General features: G+C 70.3%; 14 protein-coding genes. 3 read left to right on the top strand and 11 right to left on the bottom strand.

Annotated elements, in window-relative coordinates:
• Positions 1-68: 68 nt before the first annotated feature.
• From GTW43_RS22460 to clpS, 7 genes are all read right to left on the bottom strand, one after another.
• Positions 69-1,019 (bottom strand): cysteine synthase, encoded by a 951-nt coding sequence (locus GTW43_RS22460; protein WP_161303822.1) that lies wholly within the window; start codon positions 1,017-1,019, stop codon positions 69-71.
• A gap of 20 nt (positions 1,020-1,039) precedes the next feature.
• Positions 1,040-1,318, bottom strand: coding sequence for a MoaD/ThiS family protein (locus GTW43_RS22455; protein WP_161303821.1), 279 nt, complete (start codon positions 1,316-1,318; stop codon positions 1,040-1,042).
• A gap of 108 nt (positions 1,319-1,426) precedes the next feature.
• A complete protein-coding gene (locus GTW43_RS38705; RefSeq protein ID WP_343246095.1) occupies positions 1,427-1,528 on the bottom strand; it encodes a putative leader peptide in 102 nt (33 codons plus the stop codon).
• Positions 1,529-1,619: 91 nt separating this feature from the next.
• Complete coding sequence (locus tag GTW43_RS22450) at positions 1,620-2,036, bottom strand: M67 family metallopeptidase (protein ID WP_161303820.1); 417 nt, start codon at positions 2,034-2,036, stop codon at positions 1,620-1,622.
• Positions 2,037-2,112: 76 nt separating this feature from the next.
• Positions 2,113-3,555, bottom strand: a complete 1,443-nt coding sequence (locus tag GTW43_RS22445; RefSeq protein WP_161303819.1) for an amino acid permease — start codon at positions 3,553-3,555, stop codon at positions 2,113-2,115.
• 358 nt (positions 3,556-3,913) lie between these two features.
• The gene (locus GTW43_RS22440; protein WP_161303818.1) at positions 3,914-4,513 is read right to left on the bottom strand and encodes a DUF2017 domain-containing protein; all 600 of its coding nucleotides are present in this window, start codon (positions 4,511-4,513) and stop codon (positions 3,914-3,916) included.
• Positions 4,514-4,523: 10 nt separating this feature from the next.
• On the bottom strand, positions 4,524-4,841 hold the full coding sequence (clpS, locus tag GTW43_RS22435) for an ATP-dependent Clp protease adapter ClpS (RefSeq protein ID WP_161303817.1): 318 nt from the start codon (positions 4,839-4,841) through the stop codon (positions 4,524-4,526).
• Positions 4,842-4,950: 109 nt separating this feature from the next.
• Here clpS and GTW43_RS22430 point away from each other — a divergent pair, with 109 nt between their 5' ends.
• Both GTW43_RS22430 and GTW43_RS22425 read left to right on the top strand, forming a co-directional pair.
• Positions 4,951-6,279 (top strand): nicotinate phosphoribosyltransferase, encoded by a 1,329-nt coding sequence (locus GTW43_RS22430; protein WP_161303816.1) that lies wholly within the window; start codon positions 4,951-4,953, stop codon positions 6,277-6,279.
• Between the two features lie 85 nt (positions 6,280-6,364).
• Positions 6,365-6,955 carry an isochorismatase family protein gene (locus GTW43_RS22425; protein WP_161303815.1) on the top strand — a complete coding sequence of 197 codons (591 nt, stop codon included), beginning with the start codon at positions 6,365-6,367 and terminating at the stop codon, positions 6,953-6,955.
• 39 nt (positions 6,956-6,994) lie between these two features.
• On the opposite strand, the gene GTW43_RS22420 is transcribed toward GTW43_RS22425, so the two are convergent.
• Together GTW43_RS22420 and GTW43_RS22415 are read right to left on the bottom strand one after the other, a co-directional pair.
• Positions 6,995-7,300 carry a hypothetical protein gene (locus tag GTW43_RS22420; protein WP_161303814.1) on the bottom strand — a complete coding sequence of 102 codons (306 nt, stop codon included), beginning with the start codon at positions 7,298-7,300 and terminating at the stop codon, positions 6,995-6,997.
• A gap of 133 nt (positions 7,301-7,433) precedes the next feature.
• The gene (locus tag GTW43_RS22415) at positions 7,434-9,824 is read right to left on the bottom strand and encodes an immune inhibitor A domain-containing protein (RefSeq protein ID WP_343246094.1); all 2,391 of its coding nucleotides are present in this window, start codon (positions 9,822-9,824) and stop codon (positions 7,434-7,436) included.
• A gap of 363 nt (positions 9,825-10,187) precedes the next feature.
• Here GTW43_RS22415 and GTW43_RS22410 point away from each other — a divergent pair, with 363 nt between their 5' ends.
• On the top strand, positions 10,188-10,499 hold the full coding sequence (locus tag GTW43_RS22410; RefSeq protein WP_161303813.1) for a hypothetical protein: 312 nt from the start codon (positions 10,188-10,190) through the stop codon (positions 10,497-10,499).
• Positions 10,500-10,535: 36 nt separating this feature from the next.
• On the opposite strand, the gene GTW43_RS22405 is transcribed toward GTW43_RS22410, so the two are convergent.
• Both GTW43_RS22405 and GTW43_RS22400 read right to left on the bottom strand, forming a co-directional pair.
• Positions 10,536-11,282: an RDD family protein gene (locus GTW43_RS22405; RefSeq protein WP_161303812.1), complete on the bottom strand. Its 747-nt coding sequence runs from the start codon at positions 11,280-11,282 to the stop codon at positions 10,536-10,538.
• Positions 11,283-11,362: 80 nt separating this feature from the next.
• A partial coding sequence (locus GTW43_RS22400) for an RDD family protein (RefSeq protein WP_202501820.1) occupies positions 11,363-12,189 on the bottom strand: 827 nt, incomplete at its 5' end.

Genomic DNA, 12,189 nt, shown 5'->3' with positions numbered 1-12,189 from the left:
GCGCGTGCGCGGGGGGCTGGTCGCGCCCCCGCGCACGCGCGCACCCGTGGACCGCGACGGGACCGGGTTCAGGCCCAGAGCTGGCCGTGGAGGACCTCGACGGCCTCCTCCGTGGTGGCCGCGGTGTACACCCCGGTGGAGAGGTACTTCCATCCGCCGTCGGCCACGACGAACACGATGTCGGCGGACTCCCCCGCCTTGACGGCCTTCCGGCCGACCCCGATCGCGGCGTGCAGTGCCGCCCCGGTCGAGACTCCCGCGAAGATGCCCTCCTGCTGGAGCAGCTCCCGGGTGCGCGCCACGGCGTCGGCGGAGCCGACGGAGAAGCGCGTGGTGAGGACGGAGGCGTCGTAGAGCTCGGGGACGAAGCCCTCGTCCAGGTTGCGCAGTCCGTACACGAGGTCGTCGTAGCGCGGCTCGGCCGCGACGATCTTGATGTCGGGCTTCTGCTCGCGCAGGAAGCGACCGACGCCCATGAGGGTGCCGGTGGTGCCGAGCCCGGCGACGAAGTGCGTCACCGACGGGAGGTCGGCGAGGATCTCCGGGCCGGTCGTGGCGTAGTGCGCGCCCGCGTTGTCGGGGTTGCCGTACTGGTAGAGCATCACCCAGTCGGGGTGCTGTCCGGCCAGTTCCTTGGCCATGCGCACGGCCGTGTTGGAGCCGCCCGCCGCGGGTGAGGAGATGATCTCCGCGCCCCACATGGCGAGCAGGTCGCGCCGCTCCTGGGAGGTGTTCTCCGGCATGACGCACACGATGCGGTAGCCCTTGAGGCGGGCGGCCATCGCGAGCGAGATGCCGGTGTTGCCGGAGGTGGGTTCGAGGATGGTGCAGCCGGGGGTGAGCCGGCCGTCCTTCTCGGCCTGCTCGATCATGTGGAGCGCGGGGCGGTCCTTGACCGAGCCGGTGGGGTTGCGGTCCTCCAGCTTCGCCCAGATCCGTACGTCGTCGGAGGGCGAGAGCCGCGGCAGACGCACCAGAGGGGTGTTGCCGACCGCGGCCAGCGGGCTGTCGTAGCGCATAGGTCGTGGTGTCCCGCGGCTCAGCGCATGCCGCCGGCGACGGCCGGCAGGATCGTGACGTTGTCGCCGTCGGTGAGCTTGGTGTCGATGCCGTCCAGGAAGCGGACGTCCTCGTCGTTCAGGTACACGTTGACGAAGCGGCGCAGCTGGCCTCCGTCCACGATGCGGGCGGCGATGCCCGTGTGCCGGGAGTCGAGGTCGGTGAACAGCTCGGCGAGGGTGTCCCCGCTGCCGTCGACCGCCTTGGCGCCGTCGGTGTAGGTGCGGAGGATGGTCGGGATGCGGACCTCGATGGCCATGCTGGGCTCCTGTCAGGAGTCGGAAGTCGTGTGGACGAGCGCGCGGCGGCGCGGTCGGGCGGTGCAGGTGTGCGTCAGCCGCGGGCCGGGGCCTGACGGCGGTACGGCTCAGCGCGGACAGATGGCGCTGGCGAGGCGGCACAGGTCGACGTGCAGCCGCGCCACGAGCAGGGCGCCCGGCGTCTTTTCGCTCACGTCGTGGGGAACCATGGGCTCATCGTATCGATTCCCGCCCGGCCCCCCGGAATGTGATCTCACCATGCGGTCGTAAATCGTCCGCGGACCGAGACCGGGTCGGGGCTCAGGCCGTGACCTGGACCTCTTCCTCGGTGACCTCGCCGTCGACGATGCGGTACGAGCGGAACTGGAAGGGGCCCGCGTCGTCGGTGTCCGCGGTCGACACGAGGACGTAGTGGGCGCCCGGCTCGTTGGCGTACGTGATGTCGGTGCGGGAGGGGTAGGCCTCGGTCGCCGTGTGGGAGTGGTAGATGATCACCGGCTCCTCGTCGCGGTCGTCCATGTCGCGGTAGAGCTTGAGCAGGTCACCGGAGTCGAACTCGTAGAACGTGGGCGAGCGGGCGGCGTTGAGCATCGGGATGAAGCGCTCGGGCCGGCCCTCGCCGACCGGTCCGGCCACGACCCCGCAGGCCTCGTCGGGGTGGTCCGCGCGCGCGTGGTCCACGATCTGGTCGTGGAGGGTCTGGGAAATCGTCAGCATGCGGCCAGGATAAGCAGGCGGGCCCCTGCGTACCGGATTCCGGTACGCAGGGGCCCGCTGGGTGAGACGGTGCAGGTCAGTCGCGCTTGGCGAAGGCCGCGCCCTGCGGGTTGCGCTGCCGCAGGACGAAGTAGGAGACGCCGAGCAGGACGGCCCAGACGGGAGCCGCGTACAGGGAGACGCGGGCGTCCTTGTCGATGCCCATGAGCACGATCACCATCGCGATGAAGGCCAGCGACAGGATGCTGACCCAGATGCCGCCCGGGGCACGGAACTCCGACCTGGGGAGCTCGCCGCGGTCGGACTTGATGCGGTAGCGGATCTGGCAGATCAGGATGACGATCCAGGCCCACATGCCGGAGATGGTGGCGAAGGAGACGACGTAGTTGAACGCCTCGCCGGGCCACTGGTAGTTGATCCAGACGCCGACCATCATCAGCGCGGCGGAGACGGTCGTGCCGATCAGCGGCAGGCCGTTGCGGGTGAGCTTGGTGAAGGCCTTGGGGCCCTGGCCGTTGAGCGCGAGGTCGCGCAGCATGCGGCCGGTGGAGTACATGCCCGAGTTGCAGGAGGACAGGGCGGCGGTGAGGACCACGAAGTTCACGATGCCCGCGCCGATGCCGAGGCCCATCTTGTCGAAGGCCTCGACGAAGGGGCTCTTGCCGGCCTCGAAGTTCGTCCACGGCACGACCGAGAGGATCATGATCAGGGCGCCGACGTAGAAGACGGCGATGCGCCACGGCACGGTGTTGATGGCCTTCGGCAGGACCTTCTTCGGGTCCTTGGACTCACCGGCGGTGACACCGACCAGCTCGACGGCGAGGAAGGCGAACATGACCATCTGGAGGGTCATGAGGGTGTTGCCGATGCCGTGCGGGAAGAAGCCGCCCTGGTTCCACAGGTGGGAGACGGACGCGGTGTCACCGGCGTCGGAGAAGCCGATGGTGAGGATGCCGGCGCAGATCAGGATCATGCCGATGATGGCGGTGACCTTGACCATGGAGAACCAGAACTCGAGCTCGCCGAAGAGCTTCACGGAGATCAGGTTGGCGCCGTACAGGATGAAGGTGAAGACCAGCGCGGACACCCACTGGGGGATGTCCCACCAGTACGTCATGTAGGTGGCGGCGGCGGTGACCTCGGTCATGCCGGTGATGACCCAGAAGAGCCAGTACGTCCAGCCGGTGACGAAGCCCGCGAAGGGGCCGATGAACTCGCGCGCGTACTCCGAGAAGGAGCCGGAGACCGGGCGGTACATGAGGAGCTCGCCGAGCGCCCGCATGATGCAGAAGATGACCAGGCCCGCGATGGCGTACGCGAGGATCAGGCTGGGGCCGGCCTTCGAGATGCCCTTGCCCGCGCCGAGGAAGAGACCCGTGCCGATGGCGCCGCCGATGGCGATCATCTGGATCTGCCGGGAGCCGAGCCCCCGCTGGTAGCCCTCGCTCTCACCGGTGTGGCTCACGGCCTCATTGCCGGCTGAGTCTTTGTCGTGCTGCTCGACCTGCACTGAGGTCATGGTGGTGCGCCTTTCTCCATGCCGACCCGTGCCCTGCGAGGCTCGGACCGACTGTGACGATCCTTCGGGGACGTGCCCCTGGATGGATGGAGCTCTGCCTACCGGCGGTCGGCCGGTCGGGGCGCCCCCGGCGGACAGGGGTGGCGCCCGCCGGGTGGTCGTGAAGATTTATCACGCCGTTCACAGTGATCGGCCGAGGCGCGTGTGACGCAGGACACTGGAAAAAGGGGGCAAATGCCGCGCGCATCGGCATTACGGAGCGTCACGGTGACGCGATCGTTATCCGGATTTGAGCGTCCGCTGAGTGAACGCGCTTCCATCGCTCACCCGCAGGTGCGCCCCGCCTTGTCCCGATACGTCAGGGCATAAGGGTTTCGACCAGCGTCTCCTGCAGACCGCCCAGCCACAGGTACGCCATCACCATGGGTTTACGGGCGTCCTCGTCCGGCAGCCGGTAGAGGAGGTCCGTGTCCTCCTCGTCGGTGATCTCGAGCCGGGTGCCGATCGCGAGCCGCAGGTCGTTCAGCGCGCGCATCCAGCGCACGGACTCGTCGGGCGCGAGCTTCAGCACGGCTCCCCCGTCACCGGCCGGGCTGAGCGCGTCCAGCGAGCGGATCACGGCGAGGGCGTCCTCGCGCTTGCCGGCCCGCAGATCGTTCTCGGTGAAGCGGCGGAACTCCGAGGAGTGCGCGCGCAGTTCGTCGGCGTCCTCCTGGGCGGAGGTGCCGGGGCCGCCGTACGCGTCGGGCAGCAGCCGGCGCAGCACCGCGTCGGTGGGCGGCTCGCTGGGGCCCTCGGCGAACAGCTCGGCGAGCGGGTCGTCCGGGACGTCGCCGCCGGGGCCGGGCCCGATGAGCTCCAGGAGCTGCACGGCGAGCGAGCGGATGATGGAGATCTCGACGTCGTCGAGGGCGACGGCCGCACCGCCGCCGGGGATCGGTTCGAAGTGTCCGGGCATGAGGAGGGCGTTACTTCCGATCCTGTTGCAGCGTGGCCCACAGGCCGTATCCGTGCATGGCCTGGACGTCCCGCTCCATCTCCTCGCGCGTGCCGGAGGAGACCACGGCCCGGCCCTTGTGATGGACGTCCATCATCAGTTTGGTGGCCTTGTCCTTGGAGTACCCGAAGTAGGTCTGGAACACGTACGTCACGTAACTCATCAGATTCACCGGGTCGTTGTGCACGAGGGTGATCCAGGGGACGTCCGGCTCGGGGACCACGGAGAGGTCCTCCGTCGTCTCGGGCTTTTCGATCTCAAGGGGTGCGGGAGCCGTCACACGGCCCATGCTGCCACCAGGAGGGGGCAACCGCACAAACGGCCCGCTCGGCGTGGGCTCGCCCACATGCCGCACAGAAATCGTCACAGTGACGCTAATTGGGGGTAGCATCCCTCACATGAACACAGCGGACCTTGGCCTGCCGGTGGACGTTCCGTCGACAGCGCTCTTCACCGACCACTACGAGCTGACGATGCTGCAGGCCGCCCTCCGAGCGGGCACCGCCGACCGGCACTCGGTCTTCGAGGTCTTCACCCGGCGCCTTCCCGAGGGCCGCCGCTACGGCGTCGTCGCGGGCACCGGGCGCGTCCTGGACGCCGTCGAGAACTTCCGGTTCGGCGCCGGCGAGCTGGGCTTCCTGCGCGAGGCCGGCATCGTCGACGAGCCGACCCTCCAGTGGCTCGCGGACTACCGTTTCTCCGGCGACATCTGGGGCTACCCCGAGGGCGAGGTCTACTTCCCCGGCTCCCCCGTGCTGCGCGTCGAGGGCTCCTTCGCCGAGTGCGTGCTCCTGGAGACGGTGATCCTCTCGATCCTCAACCACGACTCGGCGATCGCCGCCGCCGCCTCCCGCATGGCCTCGGCCGCGGGCGAGCGGCCGCTGATCGAGATGGGCGCCCGGCGCACCCACGAGCTGGCCGCGGTCGCCGCGTCCCGCGCCGCGTACGTGGGCGGCTTCGCGACCACCTCGGACCTGGCCGCCGGGTTCCGCTACGGGATCCCGACGGTCGGCACGTCCGCACACGCCTTCACCCTGCTGCACGACTCCGAGCGCGACGCGTTCCGCGCCCAGGTCGACACGCTCGGCGAAGGAACGACTCTGCTCGTCGACACCTACGACGTGCAGGAGGCCGTCCGCACCGCCGTGGAGATCGCCGGGCCGAAGCTCGGGGCCGTCCGGATCGACTCCGGCGACCTGCTGCTCGTCGCCCACCGGGTGCGCCAGCAGCTCGACGACCTCGGCGCCAAGGACACCAAGATCGTCGTCACCTCCGACCTCGACGAGTACGCCATCGCCTCGCTCGCCGCCGCGCCCGTGGACGCCTACGGGGTCGGCACCCAGCTCGTCACCGGCTCGGGGCACCCGACCTGCTCCATGGTCTACAAGCTGGTCGCCCGCGCCGAGTCCGCCGACCCGAAGGCGCCTCTGGTGCCGGTCGCGAAGAAGTCGGTCGGCGGCAAGGCCTCCGTCGGCGGCCGCAAGTGGGCCGCGCGCCGGCTCGACGCCGACGGGGTCGCCGAGGCCGAGGTCGTGGGCCTGGGCGCCGTCCCCGCCGAGCTCGAGGACCGTCAGCTGCTCGTCGAGCTGGTCCGCGGCGGCGAGGTGCTCGCCCGCGAGCCCCTGGACACCGTGCGCGAGCGGCACATCGCGGCCCGCGACGGGCTGCCGCTGTCGGCGACCCAGCTCTCCAAGGGCGAGGCCGTCATCCCCACCGAGTACGCCTGACCGCCAGGGAGAGGGCGGCACGCCCTCTCCCGCTCCGCACGCCCAGCTTCTACGCTCGTAGTCTCCCAGCCGAAGGACACCGACCATGCGCCGCGCCTTGATCGTCGTAGACGTGCAGAACGACTTCTGCGAGGGCGGCAGCCTCGCGGTGGCGGGGGGTGCCGATGTCGCTGCCGCCATCACCGACCTGATCGGGCAGGCCGGCGGCGGGGGGTACCAGCACGTGGTCGCGACCCGCGACCACCACATCGACCCGGGCGACCACTTCGCCGCCGCCCCGGACTACGTGCACTCCTGGCCGCCGCACTGCGTGGCGGGCACCGAGGGCGTCGGCTTCCACCCGAACTTCGCGCCCGCGGTCGCCTCCGGCGCGATCGACGCCGTCTTCGACAAGGGCGCGCACTCCGCCGCGTACAGCGGCTTCGAGGGCGCGGACGAGAACGGGTCGTCGCTGGCCGACTGGCTGCGGGCGCACGAGATCACCGAGGTCGACGTGGTCGGCATCGCGACGGACCACTGTGTGCGGGCCACCGCGCTCGACGCGGCCCGCGAGGGGTTCCGCACGCAGGTGCTGCTCGACCTGACCGCGGGGGTCGCCGCCGGGACGACCGAGGCGGCGCTGGAGGAGCTGCGGTCGGCGGGCGTCGAGCTGACCGGTAAGCCGGTCGTCGCGTAGGCCCACCAAAAGGCCCGCGCAGAGGCCCGCGCAGAGGTCCTAGTAGCGCACGGCCGGTCTGATCAGGGCCCGTATCGGGTGCCACAGGTCGCCGGGGGCCTCGCGCCAGACGAGGCCGTCGGGGTGGTGCAGAACCGCCGTGATCTCGTCCGGGGTCGGCGGCGCCGTGTTGCCGCGGAGGTAGACCGCGCGCAGGCCCAGATTGCGCAGGCGGGTCAGGGCACGGGCCCGGTTGGCGGCGTGCACCAGGACCCGGACGGCGCCCTCGGCGGGACGCGGTGCCGGCACGGTCAGCGCCACCACCACACTGCCGCCCGGCAGCTTGCAGAACCCTCCTGCGGACATGACGGTCACACCCCCGTGAGACGTAGTGTCAATAAGAAACCCACAGGACGCACCTAAACACGATCGGCCGCGACCCGCTAGCCCCAGCCAGCGCGGTCACGGCCGATACGTCTTTGACCTGCGGTTTTCTCGACTACTTGGTCGAGGGACCGACCTTCACCGTGATCGAGGAGCCGCTGAGCGGCTGCTGGACGACGGTGATGCGGGTGTTGGTGTCAGTTGTCTGGACACTGCCCGTCGGGTTCTCCGCGTACCAGTAGGTGCCCTTGTGGTCGTCGAAGACCGGGTTGCCCAGCTGGGCCGGGATCCGGGTCTCGACGCCGAGCTTGTGCAGCTTCATGCCCGGCACCGGGTACCAGCCGAAGGCGGCGTCGTACGGCGTGATCTTGTTGGTGATCAGCTTGCCGTCCGACCACTTCAGCGGCTTCGCGTGCGCGTCGACCGGCAGGATCAGACCCTTGCCCGGGTGCTGGCCGACGTTGTTGTTGCGCTGCGAGGTGTCCCACTGCCAGATCATCAGGCCCGGACGGTACTGGTAGTGCTCGACCCAGTTGTCCTTCGCACCGCCGTCGCGCCAGCCGAAGTTGTACGGGCCGACCTTGAGGGTCTTGTCGTACGACACGTGCTGACGGTTCTCGGCGATGTAGAACTGCGGGAAGTCACCGCTGATGGAGGCGCCGACGCGGGAGAAGCCGCGCGCGGTCCAGCCGTTGTCGTCACCCTCGGCGTCGTCGGTGAACAGGGCCGAACCGTCCGCCTGCACCGAGAGGTTGTCGGCGGTGAAGCCCATGCCGCCCGCGCCGCCGTCGGTCTTGTAGCGGAAGCGGATGTCGATCTTCTGGCCCGCGTACGCGTCGAGCGGGAAGACCAGGTGCTGGAACTTCGTGGAGTCGCCGGTCAGGGCGGGCTTGTCGCCGCCGTCGCGCGGGATGGTGACGCCGTCGGCCGTGCCGTCGACCGACTTCCAGCTCGCACCGCCGTCGGTGGAGACCTGCGTGTACAGGTAGTCGTAGTCCTTCTCGATGTTCCACCAGCCGTCGAGTTCCAGCGAGGCCTTCGCCTTGCCGGTCAGGTCGACCGTGCGCGAGAGGGTGTTGTCGAGGTCGTCGCCGTAGTCCGACCACCACTGCTTCGAGCCGCCGGCGGGCTTCACGATGTCCGTGGTGACGTTCTTCTTCGGCAGCTCGACGACGAGCGCCTGCTTGAGCTTGGTGTTGTACTCGGCCACGCCCAGCTTGTGCGTCGACTTCGTCGCCGCCTTCGCCTTGTCGTAGTTGAGCCAGCCCAGCTGCAGCTTGTCCCAGGCGGTCATGTCGCCCGGCATGTCGCCGATCTCGTTCTTGCCGGTGCCGAGCCAGGAGCCCGCCGACATGAGCGACCAGAAGCCGACCGAGTTCTCGCCCGCGTACGAGGTGTCGTACAGGTCGGGCAGGCCCAGGTCGTGCGCGTACTCGTGGGCGAAGACGCCGAGGCCGCCGTTCTCCGGCTGCATCGTGTAGTCGCCGACCCAGATGCCGGTGTCGCCGACCGGGGTGCCGCCGGCCTTGAAGCCGTCGGGGCCCGTGTCGCCGTCGTCGCGGCTGTAGGCGTAACCGCGGTGCGCCCACAGGGAGTCGCCGCCCTGCGCGCCGCCGCCGGCCGACCCGTCCTCGCCCGCGTGGACGATCTGGAAGTGGTCGATGTAGCCGTCGGGCTCGTTGAAGTTGCCGTCGTTGTCGTGGTCCGTGCGGTCCCACTGGTCGTACTGCGCGAGGTCGGCCTTGATGTCGGCGTCGGACTTGCCGGCCGCCTTCTGCTGCTCGACCCACGCGGTGACGCCGTCGCGCACCAGGTCCTCGACGTTCGGGCAGTTGTCGGCGCCGCAGTAGTTGGAGCCGTACCGGGCCTCGTTCCAGGGCACCTTCACCCAGTCGGAGACCTCGCCGTCGACCGAGTAGCGGCCCGAGGACGTCTTCTCGTAGTACGTCTTGAGGGAGTCGACGCCCTTGCCCGTACCGAAGTACAGGTCCTTGAAGTGCTGGGAGTTGTAGTCCTTCTGCCAGGCCGTGCTGTTGTCCGTGGCGCGGTCCGGCTCGGCGATCTGGTTGTGCAGCGGGCCCGGCGTGCCGCCGTACTTCGGCTTCAGCTCGTCGGTGTCGTCGTCGGCGCGGTCCACCAGCGTGGTGTTGTCGACCTTGTCGCCGAACTCGGTCAGGATCGTGAAGATCTTGTCCGTGCGCTCGCGGCCCAGCTCGACATACTTGCCCTTACCGAGGTCGACGACCTTGGAGCCGTGCCGCTCCTGGACCTTCTTCTTGCCCTGGAGCACGCTCTGCAGCGCGGTCTGGCGCTGCTGCTCCATCTGCTTGCTGAACGGGCCGTCCATGACGTGGCCCTTGCCCCCGTACGTCTTACCGGAGGTCGTGCTCGTGGCGGCCGGGGTGTCGGCCTGGGCGGTCGTCGCCGCTATCGACCCGGCGGCCGCGGTGGCGGCCAGGGTCACGAGCACGGCGGCGGATCTCAACGCCCGTCTCTTGGTGGTCACTTGAGTGGTCCCCTCCTCCGTGGCTTCCGCCACGTGTCACAAGTGACGCCATTTGACCGGAGGTAGAGGAGAAATAACAGACCTTGACTGTGACGTTTCCGTTGCACTATGCAGGGGCGGCGCTCCGGAATCCGGACAAGCCCGTAGATTCCCAGCCCCGACCCGGGCCTGCCAACGGGCGCTCCCGGCCGTCCACTTGGCGGACGCCATGACTCCGTGCGCCCCCTGTGCACCGGCACTGTGGGTTAGGTCATGCTTACCGGGCGTTCCGCTCGGGCACAGTGCGGAATAGAGTCGGACCGACGGTGCAGGACGACCGCCGGCCCGTCCCGCACCCCCGATGTCACGAGGACGGACAACGCCATGCCTCGCCCGACTGTCGCACAGCTCGCCTACGGTTCGGCCACCGTCATCTGCTCCACCATCGCCATGCTGCTGCTGTCACGCACCAGCGCGGGCCCCGGCGTCGGGGTCATCGCGGTGTCGGCGCTCATCCTGGGTGTGTTCGTGGCGCTGTCGGTCCCCCGGCCCAAGGCGGACCCGCCGGCCCGCCCGGAGACGGCCCGCACCGGGCAGGTCCCGGCCCAGCGCCTCGCCTCCACCCTGTCCTCCCCCGCCGTGTCCGGCGCCTCCGAGAGCGTGCGCGAGCCCGCGCACGGACCGGCGGGCCCGTGAGACACGGACCCGCCGGTTCGTTCGCCCGTACGCCGCTCAGCCGGTGCTGACCACCACGGTCTTCGCCGCCTTGTCGTGCAGGCCCTGCCGGTAGGGCTTGTCGAAGAGGCTCCAGCCGCCGGAGATGATCAGCCAGATGCAGGCGCAGCAGAACATGGTGGGCAGCCACAGCACGGCCGCGCGCACCAGGTTGGTCTGCACGCTGGGTGTCGCCCCGTTGTCGAGGTTGGCGACGCGCAGCTTCATCAGCCGCTTGCCGAGCGTCTGCCCGGTGCGTGACTGCAGGATCGTGTCGTAGCCGATGTAGAGGACGGCCCCGATCACGCCCGAACCGAACTGCTTGCCGTACTCGATCTTGTCGGCGTCCACCGAGTAGTCGGCGAAGCCGAAGAGCCAGGCCAGCAGCCCCGACACGATCCCGACGAGGATCAGGTCGATGAGGCGGGCCAGGAAACGCCGGCCGTTGTCGGCGAGCGGCGGCATCCCGGCGAGCGGGTCGCCGGCTCCGTGGCCGCCGCCGTACGGGTCGTTGCCGTAGGGGTCGTTGCCGTAGGGCGGGGGCGTACCGCCGCCGTACGGAGGAGGAGTACCGCCGCCGTACGGAGGCTGGTTCCCGTCGCCGGGCGGGGGCTGACCGCCGCCGTAGGGGTTCTGCGGTGTGCCGTACGGGTTCTGGGGCGCGTCGTACGGTGAGGCACCGCCCGGGTTCGTCGGCGGCGGCTTGCGGAACGGGTCGTCGTCCGGCGGCTGGCCGGATCCGTCGGTCGGCGGTTCGGTGCTCATGGCCCGAGTCGACCGCGAACGGCGGCGCCCCGCACCCGGCGGGCCGCCGGACGGATGACCGCCCGGCGGGTGAAGAACCGCTATCCGGCGACGAAGGTGCGGGCCGCCTTGTCGTGCAGGCACTGACGCCACGGGCGGTCGAACGCACCCCACAGGACGCCGAGGACACCGATGGCGAGGAGGCCCGGGACGCTGTAGACGAGCCAGCGGCGCAGCGCGGCGCCGAAGCCGGGCGCCGCGTGCTCCTCGATGTCCCGCACGCTCAGGCCCATCAGCTTCTTGCCCAGGGTGCGGCCCCACTTGGCCGTCGGCAGCGCCTCGTAGAGGACGCCGACGACGAGCAGGACGGCGAGGACGACGGCCAGGTAGGTGCCGGTCGTGCCGTCGAGCAGCCAGACGGTGACCTGCCGGCCGGACGCCTTGGCCTCGTCGATCTTGCCGTCGACGTGGTCGATCGCCTTGGTGCCGAGCGGGACGGCGGCGGCCGCGGTGACGGCGCCGAGGACGGCCGAGTCGATGAGCCGGGCCACGAGCCGCTTGCCGAGCCCGGCCGGGCGGACGGCCGCGGCGGCCTGCGCCGCGGCCAGGAAGGGGTCCTCCGCGACCGGCTTGAACGGGGTGACGGGCGCCGCCGGGTCGGCCGCGCCGGACTCCGGCCCGGGACCGGCCAGTTGGTGCACCTGCTGCGCCCAGGACGGCGAACCGCCGCCGGGGCCGGGCGTGACCGGGGTGACGGGTGCGGCGGGCCGGTCCTGCTGCGGGTAGCCGTATCCGGGCTGGGCCTGGGGCTGCGACGGCTGCTGCTGTTGCGGGGCCTGCGGGTAGCCGTACGCCGGGTTCTGCGGAGCCGCGGGCTCCTTGGCCGGCGCGGGCGCGGGAGCCGGAGCGGGAGCCGCGGCCGGCGGGG

Origin of the sequence: Streptomyces sp. SID5785 (assembly GCF_009870065.1) — a bacterium.
Classification (GTDB): Bacteria; Actinomycetota; Actinomycetes; order Streptomycetales; family Streptomycetaceae; genus Streptomyces.
This window is presented reverse-complemented; position numbering and strand designations above follow the sequence as displayed.

Bases quoted from the DNA above. Each gene is read 5' to 3' on its own strand.
- GTW43_RS22460 (WP_161303822.1), bottom strand. From the start codon at position 1,019: ATGCGCTACGACAGCCCGCTGGCCGCGGTCGGCAACACCCCTCTGGTG.
- GTW43_RS22455 (WP_161303821.1), bottom strand. From the start codon at position 1,318: ATGGCCATCGAGGTCCGCATCCCGACCATCCTCCGCACCTACACCGAC.
- GTW43_RS38705 (WP_343246095.1), bottom strand. From the start codon at position 1,528: ATGGTTCCCCACGACGTGAGCGAAAAGACGCCGGGCGCCCTGCTCGTG.
- GTW43_RS22450 (WP_161303820.1), bottom strand. From the start codon at position 2,036: ATGCTGACGATTTCCCAGACCCTCCACGACCAGATCGTGGACCACGCG.
- GTW43_RS22445 (WP_161303819.1), bottom strand. From the start codon at position 3,555: ATGACCTCAGTGCAGGTCGAGCAGCACGACAAAGACTCAGCCGGCAAT.
- GTW43_RS22440 (WP_161303818.1), bottom strand. From the start codon at position 4,513: ATGCCCGGACACTTCGAACCGATCCCCGGCGGCGGTGCGGCCGTCGCC.
- clpS (WP_161303817.1), bottom strand. From the start codon at position 4,841: ATGGGCCGTGTGACGGCTCCCGCACCCCTTGAGATCGAAAAGCCCGAG.
- GTW43_RS22430 (WP_161303816.1), top strand. From the start codon at position 4,951: ATGAACACAGCGGACCTTGGCCTGCCGGTGGACGTTCCGTCGACAGCG.
- GTW43_RS22425 (WP_161303815.1), top strand. From the start codon at position 6,365: ATGCGCCGCGCCTTGATCGTCGTAGACGTGCAGAACGACTTCTGCGAG.
- GTW43_RS22420 (WP_161303814.1), bottom strand. From the start codon at position 7,300: ATGTCCGCAGGAGGGTTCTGCAAGCTGCCGGGCGGCAGTGTGGTGGTG.
- GTW43_RS22410 (WP_161303813.1), top strand. From the start codon at position 10,188: ATGCCTCGCCCGACTGTCGCACAGCTCGCCTACGGTTCGGCCACCGTC.
- GTW43_RS22405 (WP_161303812.1), bottom strand. From the start codon at position 11,282: ATGAGCACCGAACCGCCGACCGACGGATCCGGCCAGCCGCCGGACGAC.